Here is a 16,417-nt window from a genome sequence, read left to right on the forward strand (position 1 = left end):
AAATTGTGCAGACCTTCTGTCAGCTGGCGGAGTTCTCAGCGGCATACATATGGGGCTGCAGCACAGATAGGTGACATCGATCTGGCTTGCCGGGAGGTGGGCCTGGAAGGATGTTCGCTGCCCAAGCCCTATCCGCAGGAGTTCCGTGACGATGTGGTCCGGGTCGTGGCCGACGCGGACGGAGTCTGCCGAGTCGCGTGATGCTCGACGTCGTATCCGGTTGCTGGAGCAGGAGAACGAAGTGCTGCGACGCGCAGCAGCGTATCCATCTATCGGGAAAAGGCTCTACCCGCTCGCGAAAGAGCTTGCCGCCGAAGGGATTCCCGTGGCGGTGACGTGCCGGGTACTGCAGCTCGCTCGCCAACCCTACTACCGATGGCTGGCTGAACCGGTAACCGCCGGCGAGATCGCCGAGGCACCGAGCCAACGCGTTGTTCGTCGCGAACCGTGATGACCCGGAGTTCGGGTATCGGTTTCTTGCCGATGAGGCCCGCGAAGCCCAGGTGCAGCGCCGGTGTACGCGGCAGACGTCACATGGATCCGCCCGAGCGATACAACACACCCGACATCAATGTGACCAGAGTCTGTTCGAAAGCCGCGCCGACATCGATGCGAAGCACAGCCAGACTGGGATCGACACTGTACGCGGCGACCGTACTGGCCGAGGGCCGTGCATGAGCGTACAGGCCCCCTGCCAGCGCCACTCCCATCAAGCAGATCGCCCAGCTGCTCTCGCCGAGTTCGGGTACCACTCGACGTATCCGTTCCGCAAGGATCCCGAGGTTGTCCCGGGTGGACCGCTTGTAGCGCACCACCACCTCGACCGACACGTTGTGTTCGAGGACGCCCGCTTGAGCACTCACCAGATCACACAGCACGGTGTGCTCCTGAAGGGAGCGGCTGAGAACAGCGGCGAGTCGATCTATTCGCTCATCGGCCGACAGGTGCGAACCGATCGCGGACAGCTCGCCCTCGATCTCGGAAAGCCATTCACGAAATCCTCTATCGAGTAGTTCGAGCAGGATCTCCTCGCGAGATTCGAAGTAGCGCAAGACATTCGACTTCGCCAAACCCACCCGCCGACTGAGGTCGTTGAGAGACAACTCGGCAACCGGCATTTCGGTGAGCATCGCCGCCGCGGTATCCACGATCGTTTGCCGCCGCACCTCCCGCTGCTCTCGTGTGCGCGCTCGCTGAAATCCCACGCAGAGATGCTACCGACCGGGCGCCCGTTGACTATAGACCGCCGGTCTCTTATTGTGAGCAGCGCAATATAAGAGACCGGCGGTCCGTAATCAGCGGGCCCCAGCGTTGGAGGAACGATGGCGCACAAGTGGACCGAAGACGACGTTCCTGAACAGCAGGACCGGCTCGCCGTGGTAACCGGAGCCAACACGGGTCTGGGCTTCGAAACCGCCCGCGTGCTGGCGGCGCAGGGAGCAACGGTCGTTCTGGCCGTCCGCGACGTCGAAAAGGGTAGGCAGGCGGTCAGCCGCATCGTCGAAGCCGTGCCCGGCGCGCGCACGAGCCTGCTCGCACTCGACCTGTCCTCGCTCGAATCCGTGCGAGCGGCCGCTGCCGAACTGCATGCGACACAATCCAGTATCGACCTGCTGATCAACAACGCGGGCGTCATGCACCCCCCGCGCCGGACCACCGACGACGGGTTCGAATTGCAGTTCGGCACCAACCACCTCGGACACTTCGCATTGACCGGACTTGTACTGGACCTCCTCCTGAAGGCCCCGGAGTCCCGGGTGGTGACGGTCAGCAGTCTGGGGCACCGCATCCGCGCCCGGATTCACTTCGACGATCTGCAGTGGGAGAAGTCCTACGACAGAATCGGTGCTTACGGTCAGTCCAAGCTGGCCAACCTCATGTTCACCTATGAGCTGCAACGCCGGCTCACCGCCCACGGGGCGACAACCGTGGCGGTAGCGGCGCACCCCGGCGGGGCGAATACGAACTTGATCCGCAACTACCCGTCCGTGATTCAGCGCTTGGCGCCAACGGTTGGGCCGTTGATTGTGCAGAGTGCAGCCATGGGAGCCCTGCCGACTCTGCGCGCGGCGACCGATCCAGCGGTGATCGGCGGCCAGTTCTACGGTCCTGACGGACTGGGACAGAACCGTGGATACCCGCGAGTGGTGGGCTCGAACGCCCGATCTCATGACTTCGACGCTCAGAAGCGCTTGTGGACCGTCTCCGAGCAGCTCACCGGAGTGACTTACGAGATCTGACAAGCGCCGCCGCAACGGTGCGAGCATTCGTCCGCGGCGATCGTCACTTACCTCGCCCACGATCGGAGGGTCGGGGAAACCGCGCGCATTGTTCGTGCATCGCAACACGATCCGCTAAGTACTGGCTACACCGTCACGGTGTGCCCGGCTCACCGGCCGTGAAGACGGGCAGCCGCGCCAGTACGGGGGCATCGAAGTCGATGTCCACGCCGGCGTGGGCACCGGCGAGGCCGACGAGCGCGCGTACGGCGGGCCGTACCCGCTCCACGAAGGTCCCGCCCATTCGCGGCGACTCCGCGCCACGCATCCACGCATCGGCCGCGCCGGTAACCAGACCGACAATCATGGGCCCGTACATCGCGTCCTCCACGCTTCGACCGCCCGCCGCACGGAGGATCGTCTCCAATATAGTGCTTATCTCCCTCGCAATTGCGCGGGAATTTTCCAGGGCGTGCGAACCCACACTATCCGCGCCGAAAACCAAGAATTTGAAGATATTGGGATGTTGGTCGATCAGCGCGGCGTGTCCCGTCAACGCGACATCGATCAACTCTCCGATCGTCTCGACAGAAGATTCGCGCGCTTTGGTCAATTCTTCGATGATATCTTCCCGGGCCTGGTCTCCAATTGCCGCTGCCAGCTCACCCTTGTCTTTGAAGAACCGATAAAGCGTCGGTTTCGGAACCTTGGCCTCCGCCGCGATCTCGCGCATACTCACCTGGGGGCCGATGTCGTCGATCGCCCGCGTGGCAGCGGCTACCAGCTGACGCCGCACTTCCGCACGGTGTTCCACCCAGCGCTCCGTCCGCGCGTCGCCCACAAGCTCTCCCAATCGCTCATATGTACGGACACTCGATCCGAACCGATGGTATCAGGTAACGGCCGTTCGCCTACATTCCACTGGTGGTCATTGCCTCGGCCGGCGGCGCTTTCGAGAAAACCGCACGGGCATTCCGGCATGCACACTTCACAAAATAGAACTCGGCAGCCGGAAACCGATAATCGTCCCCGCGATCGAAAGTGGCTACCGGCGGTTACATCCGGCTACTCGTCTTCGCTGAACGAAATTGCCTGTGCGGGACAGCAGGCGACGGCCTGCTCCACCGGCAGACGATCCGCCTCGGAAATCGAACCGGCGCGAACCGTGGACCTCCCGGTGCCGTCGAGGACGAAGACCTCCGCCACGAGCGCTTCGCAAATGCCGTGGCCCGCGCACCTGCCGGCGTCGACGGTCACTCTCATGGCTTGGTCCCCTTGGAAATTCGGCTGTCGTAGTTCGAACGATCGCCACTCGCGGTGAGAAAAACACGGTCCAGCCCCGCACGCCGGCTCAACCACCGTGTCAATGGACGAGGTAAGTGGATCCAGGACGCGGACAGCGCCGCCAACGACGTGGGCACGACGGCGAGCCTGTCGCCGCGGCGGACCACGTCGACCACGGCCGTCGCGACAGCCCGTGGCGGAACCGGTTCCATCCCGCGGGCGGGCCGAAGGCCGTCGATCAATTCGGTTGCCGCGAAGGATGGCAACACCGTGGACACGCGAACGCCATGTCCGCTCAGCTCGGCGTCGAGCGATTCGCCGAAGCCGAGCACGCCGAATTTCGTAGCGCTGTAGACCGCCATCCCGGCAGCGGGAATCCGCCCCGCAATCGACGCGATGTTGACAATGCGGCCCTCGCCCCGGGCCACCATTGCCCGAGCGGCGATCCGTGCACAGTTGACCGCGCCGAGCAGATTGATGTCGATCGTCCGCTCGATCATGGGCTGGTTCTGATCGAAAATCGAACCCACCGGCATGATGCCGGCATTGTTGACCCACACATCGATCGGCCCGAGCCGCTCCTCGACGGTGGCATGGAATTCCGATATCGACAGCGGGTCGGTGACGTCGAGGTCTTCGCCGAGAACCCCGAGTCGCGCCGCCGTCTCGGCGAGCGCGCCGGTGTCGATGTCGCCGATGGCGACCTTCGCGCCGGCATCTCGTAACGCCTCGGCCGTCGCGCGGCCGATGCCTCGTGCACCTCCGGTCACCACGGCGACACGGCCGGTGAGATTCATTCCCTTCACCGATGAAGCTCCTTCAGTTCGTCGATGGTGTGGCGCGAGACCTTCCCGGAATCGGTTCGGTGCAGTTCGGCGACGATCACGATGTCGCGTGGCATCCGGGAGCGCGGCAACAGCGCGGCGAGGTGGGTCCGGATATCGCCGGCTTCGAGTTGCGTACCGGCCACCGGGACGATGTACGCGCGCAGGCGCTGCCCGAACTCGGTGTCGTCCACGCCCACCACCGCCGCGTCGGCGATGCCGTCGTGCGCGTGCAGGGCGAGTTCGACTTCCTCCGGGTACACGTTCTCGCCGCCGGAAACGATCATGTTGTCGGAACGCCCGAGCACGTGCAGCCGGCCGGCATCGTCGATCCGGCCGCGGTCGCCGGTGTCGAAGTACCCGTCGTCGCTGTTGCCCCGGCGACCGTCGGTATAGGCCTCGATCTGGCCTGGTGTGCGTACCCTGATGCGCCCCTCGGAGCCCGCGGGCACCGCGCGCCCGGCCTCGTCCGTGATACGAACGGTGACGCCGAGGGGCGGCTTACCGGCGCTGGTCGGGGCATCCGCGAGGTCGGCGGGGGTGGCGATACTGATGAATGAGGCTTCGGTCGAGCCGTACAGGTTGTACAGCACCGGGCCGAACGTTCGAGCCGCCGCCGTGACCAGCGTCGGCTCCAGCCGGGCGCCGCCGCTTGCCACGATGCGGAGCGCAGACAGGTCGACGCCCGACAACGCCGCGTCGCCCAGGTCGAGCATCCGGCGCACCATGGTCGGCACGGCGATGAACGCGCCGCACCGATCGTCGCCGAGGCGTTGCAGGGCGCGCGTGGCCTCGAAGCGACGCTGGAGTATCAGCGTGGAGCCGAGGCTCAGGACAAGGGTCGACACCAGCAGGCCCCAGCCGTGGAATACCGGCGCGGCGACGAGCACCTTGTCGTTGCCGCGCAACGGGATTCGCGACAACAGCCCGGCCGGAAGCAACAGCGAACGGGTTTCGCTGCGCGGAGCACCCTTCGGGACACCCGAGCTGCCGCTGGTCAGGATCACCAGCGACGCCGCCTTCGGCGCCGGTGGCGGCGGCGCCGCGGGATGGGCGGCGATCAATCGGTCGAGCTCGCTGTCGTGCGGAGACGACGCGGTCCACGATTGCCATCGTTTTCCCTCGAATCCCGTTGTGGTGTCGGCGAATTCATCGTCGTAGACGAGCGCGTCGATCCGTTCTCGGGCACACACGGCACTGACCTGCGCCGGCCCGAAGTCCGTATTCAGCAGGACCACCCGGGCGCCGGTCGCCGCTGCCCCGAACATCGTGACCAGCGCGTCGGCATGGTTGCGGCACATGATCCCCACCGTCGCCGTAGCGCCGGGGAACTCGTGGCGAAAAGCGTTGGCAAGGCGATAACTTCGCTCGGCGAATTGCCCGAAGGTCAACGACCGCCGATCGTCGATGACGGCGACCGCGGTGGGCCGAACGGATGCCCAGGCCGTCGGCATGCCGCCCAGTCCGCCGTATCGCTGCGCCGCCTGCGCGCTCACTCGTACGAGGCCGGGGTCCCGTGGAACAGCACCGGCTCGCCACAATATTCGTCCGGCTCGCAGTTCGTCGGCCACTCGGCCGGCCGCTGAGAATCGCTTCATGGTCTGCTCACATTCGCTGGGCGACTCGTAACCGCACCCGGACGGCCTGCCGGAGCGCGGCGAGCGCGACACCGCGCATCCGGTCGGGATAGGCCGTCGGGCGGGTTTGGGTGGTCACGGTTTGCGGCTCGGTGTAGCGCAGAATCCCCTCGCGACCGTGGCGTCGCCCGAGGCCGCTGCGGCGCATTCCGCCCATCGGGGCGTGGATCGAAGCGATCGCCGACAGGTAGCCGTCGTTCACCATGACGGTGCCGGCAACGATCTGCTCGCCGATCATCGTGCCGCGGGCCATATCTCGCGTCCACACACTCGCCGAGAGACCGTAGTCGCCCTCGTTCGCGAGCCGTACGGCTTCGTCCTCGGATGCCACCGGGTACACCGAGACCACCGGGCCGAACGTTTCCTCGCCATAGACGGACATCTCAGGTGTGACGCCGGTCAGCACGGTCGGTTCGAAGAACAGTGGTCCGAGGTCGGGCCTGGGCCTGCCGCCCACCCGGACCCGCGCACCCTTTCCGATCGCGTCGCCGACATGGTCTGTCGTCACGGCGAGCTGACGCGGCGAGGTCAGCGAGCCCATATCGACGGCGAAGTCGTAGCCCGCGCCGAGCCGGAGTCTGCCGACCGCCGCTACCAGCGCGTCCAGGAAGCGCTGATACACGCTGTCGTGCACATAGATTCGCTCGATCCCGATACACATCTGGCCGGCGCTCGAAAAGCATGCCTGCACAGTCCCGGTAACGGCGGCGTCGATATCGGCGTCGGCGCAGACGATCATCGGATTCTTACCGCCGAGTTCCAGCGACGCGCCGATCAACCGGGCGGCGCATTGCCCGGCAACAGCACGTCCGGTCTCGGTCGACCCGGTGAAGCACACATAGTCGACAGCTCCGACGATGTCGGGCCCGATCCGGCTCCCCGCACCGGCCACCACCTGCCAGATGGGCCCGGGAATTCCCGCTTGCACCGCGAGGCTGCGCGCCAGCAACAGCGTCCACGGAGTCTGCGAGTCGGCCTTGGACAACACCGCGTTTCCCGCGATCAATGCCGGGATCACGTCACCTACCGCGAGAAACAACGGGTAGTTCCACGGTGCGATCACCCCGACCAGCCCCTGTGCGCGATATCCGACCGCCGCGCGGACCGGTCCGCCCATTCCGGGAACCTTCCGGGTGGCGAGGTAACGCCGGGAGTTGGTCCCGTAGTGCTGTGCGACGGATACCACGCCCAGCACCTCGATCGCGGCATGTATCCGGGCCTTGCCGGTCTCCCATTGCATCAGATCGCACAGTTGGTCGTGGTAGTCGAGCACGAGCCGGGCGAATCGCAGGACGATTCGCTCGCGCTCGCGGATCGGCCGGGAACCCCAGTCGCGCTGAGCGATTCGTCCGGCCTCCGCGGCGCCGTCGATCGCGGCACTATCCGACTGCGGCACCCAGGGAAGTTCGTTTCCGCAGAAAGGTGCGACGGCACAGTGTGTTTCGACGGACTTCGGTAGCTGGTCGCGCAACCGGTCGATGAGCTGTCGATCGATTCTGGGCGGGAAACTCGCCTCTGTCATTTCCGGCCGCCGTTCAGGAGAGTGTGGTCAATCTGACCGGCAGGCCGTCCTTCGGCACCGGTAGCGTCGAATAGTCGAGCTTCCATCGGTAACCCGGCGGTACCGTCCATTCGTGGGTGAGCAGCAGGTTGTGCATGACCGTTTTGATCTCCAACTGGCCGAAATAGAGACCGATGCACTTGTGCACGCCACCACCGAAGGGCATCCAGGCGAACTTGTGTGATTTGTCCTCGGCACGCTCCGGCGAGAACCGCTCCGGATCGAATCGGAAGGGGTCGGACCACAATTCAGGGTTGTAATGGTTGACGATGGCGTTGGCCGAAACACGGGTGCCCGCGGGAATGAAGTAGCCGTCGATCTCGGTGTCCCGGACAGCTTCGCGAAACAAACCCGGAACGGGGGCATTGAGCCGCAGCGATTCCTTCATGATCGAGTCGAGCACGGTGAACTTCGGCAGTGTGTCGTAGGCGATTTCCGCCGGGAGTTCCCGCGATTGCGCTCGTGCTCGCGTCTGCCATTCGGTGTTTTGAGCCAGGTAGTACGCCATCGTGGTCATCGTGATGGTCGAGGTGTCGTGTGCCGCCATGAGAAGAAAGATCATGTGGTCGACGACGTCCTGGTCGCTGAATCGGCGTCCGTCGTCGCTGCTCAGATGGCAGAGGGCGGAGAAGAGGTCGGGCGTGCGGGTCGCTCGTTTGGCGGGCAGATGTTCGTACATGAACTCCTCGAGCACGGCGCGGCCGGCCACTCCGCGCGACCATTTCGTTCCGGGTAGCGGATACCGGACCCACGCGAGGCCGGCATCGACACAATCGACGAACGCCTTGTTGATGCGATCGGCCTCCGCGCGCGGCAGACGCAATCCGAGGAAGATCTCCAGCGCCACATCGAGAGTGAGCTCTTTGAGTTCATGCAGGAGCCGGACCCGGTCGCCGCTGGGAAATGCTGCCACCCGCTCACGAATCATGGGCTGCATCTGCTGCAGGTACCCCTCGAGATTCTTGGTCGTGAACGCTTGCTGCAATACCAGTCGGTGATCGCGATGCTCGTCGAAATCCATGAGCAGCAGGCCGCGCCGGAAGAATCTGCCGATCATGAATCCCCATGCGGGTTCGGCGGCAAACGCCTTGTCCCGGTTCAACGCGACAGCCTCACATCCCGACGGACTCAGCGGAGTGACGATCTTGCCTCCCGGGCCCGCGATGAAACTGATGTCGCCGAACGTCGCGCGCTGCTCGGCCACATACTGCTGTGGGTTCTTTCGGAAGAGCAGCAGATCCGGCACGGACGGCAGTGCAGGACCCTGAACCGGTTTCAACCCACTGCCGGCCGGCGGCTTCGCCAGATCGCGCGTACGGACCTTCGCCGGGGTGGTGACGTTGCTCGGAGAGGTGACGGCCCGTGTGGTCGGGCGGCCGGACGGCTTGCCGTTCAGGATCTTTCGAGGGTCGATACCTTCGCGTTTCCACGCCTCGGCCGCCCACGGCGAATAGAGCCTGTCCACCGGGAGCCGGTTGAATACCGGATTGAGCACTCGCATCGTCGCGGCGAAGCGCTGGAACCGCTTCTCCTTCCTGTCATCCCATTCCAGGCGGCACACATCGCGCATCTGCTGGGGCAACGTGCCGACCACCACCGTTCGGAGGAAGCCGTTCAACGGCGCCGACAGCAGCTTCCACACCGGAAGCGGTAGATTCGCGAGCCGCTTCGGCCTCGGGATTCCCTTCCGCAGGTATCCGGTCGCGTACAGGATCGTCGGCGTGGGCACGAATCGTTCGAGCATCGAATCCCAGTACGCGGTGAATTCCTCATAGGTCTCGGGCTGACTGCGTGTGCTGACACCGTAGAGCCGGTACCAGATCTTCGACTCCTCGAAAATCTGCGCCTTCTCCGCGTAGGACAGCCGCCGGATGAACGTGTCGGTGGCGTAGATGACCTGGTCGACGAAAGTGGCGTGCGCCCAATAGAACAGTTCCGGATTCAAAGCGTGGTAGCGCGAGCCGTCACTGTCGATGGTCCCCTTGATGGACTTGTGGAAATCACGAACCGTCCGGCCCCAGTAGTCCGGCTCCGCCGAATAGAGTGTCTTCGCGATCGGTGGCTCGGTGCGCCTACCCCGAGCAATCGGATCCTCGAAGAACACCGAGTGATCCTCGACCCCCTTCGCCAACTGCTCGATGCAGTTCTCCGTACCGGCGATGCGCTGAAACCCGAGCAAGGACCGGACGTCGCCGAAGTACTTCCAGGTCAGCGAGTCCGGACCGAGGCGGGCCGGCGGTTCGTCCGTCAGCGGGGCCGCCACCGCCTCTCGGATTCTCTCATCGAATCCCACTGTGGCGGTGGGCTTTCCATTGTCCGGGATCGGGCCGGGCCCGGGCTCGTGCGGCGGCACGGTGCCCGCAATCGCTTCGACGCCGGGCGTTTCGGATGAGGCAGTGTTCGGCTTCTGCATATGCGCGAGCTCCTGTCAGATAACGACAGTGGTCGGCGGAGACGACAACCACGGACCACCGGTATCAGATACCGTCGGTATAATTGTGCGCTCAATCACATCGATGGGTCAAGACTCATGACGCGGCGGTCGTCGAAAACGCAGTGCCGCGTTCACCGCAGGGCGGATCGCGCCGGAATCGAGAAACCCCGGCCGGCCCGCGGTTGCGCGGCCGGCACCCACGGATGGATCACGACATCGCCGACCCCCGCTGTTCTCGACGGCGGAGGGCCACCCGTCCGCCTCTGTCCGGAGCAAACGCGACACCGCGGTCGCGCCACCGCTCGTCCCGCTCAGCGGTCGGTAGCAGTTCGAAATCGCGCAGCAGCGCCCGCAACACTATTCGCATCTCGAGATTCGCGAATTCGGCCCCGATACAGCGCCGATTTCCGCCACCGAACGGCAACCATGCGGTGAAATCCGGCTTCCGGTCGTGAAAACGGCCGGGATCGAAGGAGAGCGGATCGGGATATACCGACGGGTCCTGATGCATCAGACCGAAAGCGACGATGATCCGGCGGTCCTTCGGAATGACCCACTCCCCCAGTTGCATCCTGGAAATCTTGACCTGCCGGGCAACTCCCGCGATCACCGGGCGAATTCGTTGCACCTCCCAGATGGTCTGCTGCAGGAAGCCGAGGTCGCCGGTATCGAGTTCGGCGACGAGGCGAGCGAGCACTTCCGGATGCCGGCGTAGCCGCTCCACCACCCAGGCGAGGGTGTTGGCCGTGGTTTCGTGGCCGGCGGTCAGCAACGCCAACAACTCGTCCGCGATATCCTCGTGCGCCATGGATTCGCCGTCCTCGTACCTCGCCCGCAGCAGCAGAGCGAGAATATCGGCACGCTCCTCGAGATCCGGATCCGCGAGGGCGCGACCGATCAGGGTGCGGATCAGTGAGTCGTACCGGTCCCGAAGTCCGCGATACCGTACCCACGGGCTGAATCGTCCCCGGCGCAGCGTCGCTGTCGAAAATTGCGCGAGCCTGGATCCGAGGGTGACGATCTTCGGCATCAACACCCGCAGCTCTTCCAACTCGTCGCCGTCGGCACCGAATACCGCCCGCAGAATGATATTCAGAGTGATACGCATCGTCGACGGGAGGATCGGGAACTCGTGGTTCTCTGCCCACCGGTCGGCCTCGCGACGGTACTCCTCTTCGATCAGCGATTCGTAACCTCGCATCCGCCGGCCGTGCAGCGGCGGCGAGAGTATTTTGCGATGTCTCCGGTGCGGGTCACCATCGAGAGCGAACAATGAGCCCGGCCCGAGAATTCGGCCCAGGTTGGGCTCCACATTTCCCGCGACTTCGGGGCCCGCGGCGAACAGTTGCCGAGCCAGGTCGGGATCGGATATGACGACGGCTTCGCCGAGCAGCGGGACGTTCAGGCTGAATGCGCGCCCGTATCGTTCCCATGTCCGATGCAACGCCCGGCGCCGACCGGCGAGGTAGGTTGCCCCCTGAATGGCCCGCGGCGCACGCGGGCCAGGCGGCAGATTGATGGGGAGGGCGGTGTCCACGCTACTCATCGAGAATTCTTTCCCATCGTCCCGGATCAGGCCCGCAGCGATACAGACTTCGGCGATCGGCGCCCGAAGACCATGCTCTCACCGATGTTTCCGAACCTCATCGTCCCGAAATCGAGGAGATAATTCTGGCGCACCTGCCAAGGCGCACGATCGGATTGTTTCGGCATGACGCTCTGGGCTCGCAATACATACCCGGACTTCAAATTCAGGAATGGGCGTTCCCGAAAGTCCTTACCCCCGGTCGACGGAGCGGCGAAGTCGTATCCGTGCTCGTCGAGGTAGTTGAGCAGACGGCATACATAGCGAGACGACAGATCCGCACGGAGCGTCCACGACGCGTTGGTGTAACCGATGCACCAGGCGAAGTTGGGCATATCGCTGTACATGACCCCCCGATAGGCCCACTTGTCATGCAGGGAGACTTTCCGGCCATCGACTTCCAGATCGATTTCCCCGGCGGCGACAACTTGCAACCCGGTCGCGGTGACGATGATATCCGCGTCGAGATGCCTTCCGGACTCGAGTTGAATACCGGAGGATGTGAACTGCGCGATCTTGTCGGTGACAATCGAAGCCCGGTCCGACTTCAGTGCCTCGAACAGGTCACCGTCGGGCGCCAGGCACAATCGCTGGTCCCACGGGTCGTAGTCGGGGACGAAATGTGGATCGGCGGATACCGAGGAGCCAGCGAGTCGCTTGTCCGCAACGCGTTGCAGCATCGACCGCGAACTTTTCGGAAAACGCCTGACGAACTGCCACATGACCGCCCCGAGTGCCAGATTTCGCCAGCGTGCGATCTTCGCTACCCGCGAGGGTGACACCAGCAGCCGGAGCCTGGCAACCATCGGATCCCGGCCCGGTACCGCGCCCACATAAGTGGGCGAGCGCTGCAGCATGGTGACATGCCCGGCCTCCGGCACCATCGCGGGAACCAACGTCACCGCCGTGGCGCCGCTGCCGATCACGACAACCTTCTTACCCGAGTAGTCCAAATTCTCCGGCCACTGCTGCGGGTGGACGACGGTGCCCTGAAATCTATCCCGGCCCGGAAACTCGGGGGTGTACCCCTCTTTGTAGCTGTAATAACCACTGCAGAGGTACAGGAAACGGCACGTGAATGTTCGTACGGATCCGTCGCCGGACGTCGCCTGTACGGTCCACCGCGCCGACTCCGAGGACCACGCGGCGGTGGTCACCTGGTGGTCGTAGTGGATATGTCGGTCGATCTCGTATTCGCGGGCAGTGTCGCTGATGTAGGAAAGGATCGCCGGGCCGGCGGCGATGGCATCCGGCTGGTCCCACGGCCGGAAGGGATAGCCGAGAGTGAACATGTCCGAGTCGGAGCGTATACCGGGATAGCGGAACAGATCCCACGTTCCTCCCAACGCCGACCGCCCTTCGAGAATGGCGTACGTCTTTCCGGGACATTCGGTTTGCAAACGATATGCTGCATCGATTCCGGACAATCCTGCTCCGACGATCAATACGTCGAAATACGTCTCGCTCATCTTGGCTCCTGCCCATTACCCGGGCGTGCACGCAATTCACGCCGCAGAATTTTTCCGGTCGATGATTTGGGAACGACGTCGACGAATTCGACGGCACGTACCTTCTTGTGCGGTGCAACTCGTTCGGCAACGTAGGCGATGACGGCAGGCACGTCGATATCAGCACCGGGGCCGCGCACGACGAAGGCTTTGGGAATCTCCTCGCCGTCGTGGTCGAGAGCGCCGATCACCGCGGCATCAGCAATCGCTGGGTGCGTCAGCAGGACGGCCTCGAGTTCAGCGGGTGGAACCTGATAACCCTTGTACTTGATAAGTTCCTTCAGCCGATCGACGATGGTTACGACACCACGACTGTCGACGGTCGCGATATCGCCGGTATGTAGAAATCCGTCGGCGTCGAGGGCCGCGGCGGTCGCCTCCGGATTGCCGAGATAACCTGCCATGACGTTCGGACCTCGACAGCACAATTCGCCGGGCGCACTGATCCCGACGTCCGGAATTTCTATTTCCGCACCACTCTGGGGATCGAGCAACTTGCACTGCATGTTCGGCACGGTATATCCGACCGAGGCCAGACTGATATCGTCACACTCCGCCGGTATCGCATGGCTTACCGGGCTCATCTCCGACATTCCGTATCCTTGCCGGACCCGGCAGCCGAGGCGGTCACCGACAGCACGTCCCAGTGCCGCGTCCAAGGGAGCGGCGCCCGACAGAATGGTATGTACGGAGTCCAGGTCGTACTCGTCGACCAGCGGATGCTTGGCCAGCGCAATGGCCAGGGGCGGCGCGATGAAGAGGTAGGTGCAGCGGAAGTCCGATACGGTCCGGAGGAACTGCGCCAGCTCGAATCTCGGCATGGTGACCAATGTGGCGCGGCGGCGCAGTGCCGCATTGAGCAGCACAGTCATCCCGTAGATATGGAAGAAGGGCAGCAGTGCGAGCACGCGATCGTTCCGGCCGATCCCCATGATCCGGTCGATTTGACATGCGTTCGCGACCAGATTGCGGTGGGTGAGCATCACCCCTTTGGGCCGGCCCGTCGTTCCCGACGAATACGGCAGCACGGCGATATGCGAGGACGGGGCGAAAAACGGATGGACGGCGTCGAGATCGGTCTCGCACGCGGTAGCGATGAAACCCTCCAAACCCGTGGGCCCGAGCGGATCGTCGCTGTCGATCACCACCACGTCGGTTGCCGACAGGCCGGCCGACACTGCCGCCTCCACAGCGCGACCCGCCAGGACGGACACGGTGAATACCAGCGAGGCCCGCGAATCGACCAGTTGGTGGGCGACCTCGTCGCTGGTGTAGAGCGCATTCACCGTCGTGGCGGTACATCCGGACCGCAGAATCCCATGGAATACCGCGGCGAACGCGGGACTGTTCGGCGCATATAAGGCAATGACGGCGCCCACGGTCAAACCTCGGGCCGTAAGAGTCGCGGCGACCCCTCGAATCGTCGCGACCAATTGGCCGTAGGTGATGGTTTCTCCGGAGATCCCGTCGATGAGGGCCGGCCGCTCGCTGTCGCCGCTGTCGAGATCGGCGAAGAGAAAGTCGAATACCGACTCATCGGGGACGTTGACGTCTCGAAACGGGCTTCCGAAGGTCACGATCTCCCCCCTCCGGCCCCCAGGCCCGCTGCCCGCCGGACGCTACGTAGCCTCCCGACCACCTCTGCGGAGCGCTCGTAGGGCAGGAAGTGACCGGCGTCGGGTAGCAGGGTCAAAGACGCGTTCGGCAGAGCCGCCGCCAGCGCGATCGAATGCCGCGGCGGGCACAAGCGGTCGATGGAGCCTCCGACCACCGCCACCGGCTTGGCCGCATAGGGCTGTAGCGCGCGGAGCCGGCTGTGCCTGGACATCGACATGCCGAATTCGACGGTGACGCCCGGGCCGGCCAATTCCGCCTGCGCCAGCGCGCGGTCGATGTCCTCATTGCGGGCATCGCGGCCGAACAGCACGGCACGTGCATTGAGCCGGGCTGCTCGCTGGGAAGGCGGCCGCTGCGCCGACCGCTCTCCTCGGGCGAAGTACCAAGGAATCACACGCTCGGAGAAGAATGGGCTGCGGCGCAGGCGAGGAAAGAAGGGCCCGGCCGTGGTGGCCACGAATGCCGCGCCCGCGACACGGTCCGCGACCAGCGTGGGATGCCGCTCCCCGAGCGTGGCGATCGTCATCCCGCCCATCGAATGGCCGACGAGGACAATCGGCCCGGCCACCTGTGACGCGATGATTTCCGCCAGGTCGTCGGCGAGACGTTCCAGATTTCCGGTTCCGGGCGGCAGGCGATCGGAAAGACCGTGTCCGCGATGGTCGTAGGTGAGGAAGGCGGCGTCGGACTCCGCGGCCTCCATGCGCGCCCTCACGTCGTCCCAGGAGCGGTGGTCGAGCGTCCAGCCGTGGGCGAACAGATAGGTGACCACCGAATCGGCCGCTCCCCCGCGCCACAGTGCCAGGGTGGTCCCGTCCGATGTCGTGAAGCGCTGCGCCGCCTCCGATCCCGAACTGTCGAAGGTGGAATGCTCCAGATTGCTCAGTACCATGGTCTTTCCTCTCTGCATGGCCAACAGCTAAGGGGCGTCTCGGCTGTAGGCGGATCCTCGGCCGGGATGAAACGAACAGGAGAACCTCTATGGCGGACGCACGTACCGAGCGCTGGGTCGCTCACCGAGCCGAGGTTCGGGAGCGACTGGTCGTTTCGGCCATGCGGACGATCGATACGCTCGGGCCGCAGGCGACGATGCGCGATTTCGCGAGGGAAGCAAAGATCCAGAAGCCGACGCTGTACCGGTTCTTCACCGACAAGGCGGAACTGGTGCGTGCGATTCTGGAAAGTATGCGCTCCCAGCTCCACGAGCGGATCGTGACGGTACCCGCCGACCCCGACGTCACCGTCGGCGACTTCGTGCATTCGTGCGTCGCGGCCTACCTCCAGGCCGTGCACGAGCATCCGAATATGTTTCGCCTCGCTGTACAGATAATGGCGGAAACGCCTGATCTGGAAGGCGAGCACATCGCCAGGCGAGCCACCATTTCCGACGATGTCGCCGCTATTCTCCGGCGAATGATTACCACATTCGGAGGCACAGGTACGGATGTCGAACTCGATGCTCAGATGATTGTCGGTAGCGTGATGATCGGGGGACACTGGTGGCTCGAACACGGCACGGCGAACATCCAATTCGATCATTTGCTCGATCGTGTGACCAAAACCGTTCGCGCGATGATCCAGGCCACTGCGCATGCGAATCGCATACATATAGATTTCGATACGCCGATCGCAGTGGTCTCGTCGACCGCCGAATGACAGTTCCCACGCCGGGCACCGACGAGGCACGGCGACGGCCGGATTCGCAATGGGGATCAGTCGTACACCGGTCGAAATCATGAGGTGGTCCT

The 16,417-nt window shown here is 64.3% G+C and carries 14 protein-coding genes and 1 pseudogene; 3 read left to right on the plus strand and 12 right to left on the minus strand.

Annotated elements, in window-relative coordinates; translation table 11 throughout:
• The first annotated feature begins 220 nt into the window (after positions 1–220).
• Positions 221–451, plus strand: coding sequence for a hypothetical protein (locus IRT45_RS25465; RefSeq protein ID WP_228535052.1), 231 nt, complete (start codon positions 221–223; stop codon positions 449–451).
• Between the two features lie 79 nt (positions 452–530).
• On the opposite strand, the gene IRT45_RS25470 is transcribed toward IRT45_RS25465, so the two are convergent.
• A complete protein-coding gene (locus IRT45_RS25470) occupies positions 531–1,205 on the minus strand; it encodes a TetR family transcriptional regulator (protein ID WP_194808401.1) in 675 nt (224 codons plus the stop codon).
• Between the two features lie 117 nt (positions 1,206–1,322).
• On the opposite strand from IRT45_RS25470, the gene IRT45_RS25475 reads away from it, so the two are divergent.
• On the plus strand, positions 1,323–2,240 hold the full coding sequence (locus tag IRT45_RS25475) for an SDR family NAD(P)-dependent oxidoreductase (protein WP_194808402.1): 918 nt from the start codon (positions 1,323–1,325) through the stop codon (positions 2,238–2,240).
• A 133-nt stretch (positions 2,241–2,373) separates the two neighbouring features.
• On the opposite strand, the gene IRT45_RS25480 is transcribed toward IRT45_RS25475, so the two are convergent.
• The 11 genes and pseudogenes from IRT45_RS25480 to IRT45_RS25530 form a co-directional block, all read right to left on the minus strand.
• On the minus strand, positions 2,374–3,060 hold the full coding sequence (locus IRT45_RS25480) for a TetR/AcrR family transcriptional regulator (protein ID WP_194808403.1): 687 nt from the start codon (positions 3,058–3,060) through the stop codon (positions 2,374–2,376).
• 224 nt (positions 3,061–3,284) lie between these two features.
• Positions 3,285–3,476 (minus strand): ferredoxin, encoded by a 192-nt coding sequence (locus IRT45_RS25485; protein ID WP_194808404.1) that lies wholly within the window; start codon positions 3,474–3,476, stop codon positions 3,285–3,287.
• Between the two features lie 2 nt (positions 3,477–3,478).
• Positions 3,479–4,300, minus strand: coding sequence for an SDR family NAD(P)-dependent oxidoreductase (locus IRT45_RS25490; protein WP_228535072.1), 822 nt, complete (start codon positions 4,298–4,300; stop codon positions 3,479–3,481).
• A gap of 5 nt (positions 4,301–4,305) precedes the next feature.
• Positions 4,306–5,823, minus strand: a complete 1,518-nt coding sequence (locus IRT45_RS25495; protein ID WP_309241152.1) for an AMP-binding protein — start codon at positions 5,821–5,823, stop codon at positions 4,306–4,308.
• 109 nt (positions 5,824–5,932) lie between these two features.
• The gene (locus tag IRT45_RS25500; RefSeq protein ID WP_194808407.1) at positions 5,933–7,486 is read right to left on the minus strand and encodes a succinic semialdehyde dehydrogenase; all 1,554 of its coding nucleotides are present in this window, start codon (positions 7,484–7,486) and stop codon (positions 5,933–5,935) included.
• A 13-nt stretch (positions 7,487–7,499) separates the two neighbouring features.
• The gene (locus IRT45_RS25505; RefSeq protein ID WP_194808431.1) at positions 7,500–8,831 is read right to left on the minus strand and encodes a cytochrome P450; all 1,332 of its coding nucleotides are present in this window, start codon (positions 8,829–8,831) and stop codon (positions 7,500–7,502) included.
• 84 nt (positions 8,832–8,915) lie between these two features.
• Positions 8,916–9,818, minus strand: a pseudogene (locus IRT45_RS25510) (oxygenase MpaB family protein); the annotation flags it as partial.
• Between the two features lie 349 nt (positions 9,819–10,167).
• On the minus strand, positions 10,168–11,505 hold the full coding sequence (locus IRT45_RS25515) for a cytochrome P450 (RefSeq protein WP_194808408.1): 1,338 nt from the start codon (positions 11,503–11,505) through the stop codon (positions 10,168–10,170).
• Positions 11,506–11,531: 26 nt separating this feature from the next.
• Positions 11,532–13,013, minus strand: coding sequence for an NAD(P)/FAD-dependent oxidoreductase (locus tag IRT45_RS25520; protein WP_194808409.1), 1,482 nt, complete (start codon positions 13,011–13,013; stop codon positions 11,532–11,534).
• A complete protein-coding gene (locus IRT45_RS25525) occupies positions 13,010–14,629 on the minus strand; it encodes an AMP-binding protein (RefSeq protein WP_194808410.1) in 1,620 nt (539 codons plus the stop codon). The genes IRT45_RS25520 and IRT45_RS25525 overlap by 4 nt, the downstream gene beginning before the upstream one ends.
• Positions 14,626–15,561: an alpha/beta fold hydrolase gene (locus IRT45_RS25530; RefSeq protein ID WP_194808411.1), complete on the minus strand. Its 936-nt coding sequence runs from the start codon at positions 15,559–15,561 to the stop codon at positions 14,626–14,628. Before IRT45_RS25530 ends, IRT45_RS25525 begins: the two co-directional genes overlap by 4 nt.
• 89 nt (positions 15,562–15,650) lie before the next feature.
• Between IRT45_RS25530 and IRT45_RS25535 the strand changes: the two genes are divergently transcribed.
• Complete coding sequence (locus IRT45_RS25535) at positions 15,651–16,325, plus strand: TetR/AcrR family transcriptional regulator (RefSeq protein WP_194808412.1); 675 nt, start codon at positions 15,651–15,653, stop codon at positions 16,323–16,325.
• Positions 16,326–16,417 lie beyond the last annotated feature (92 nt).

The organism is Nocardia sp. BSTN01 (genome assembly GCF_015354405.1).
GTDB lineage: Bacteria > Actinomycetota > Actinomycetes > Mycobacteriales > Mycobacteriaceae > Nocardia.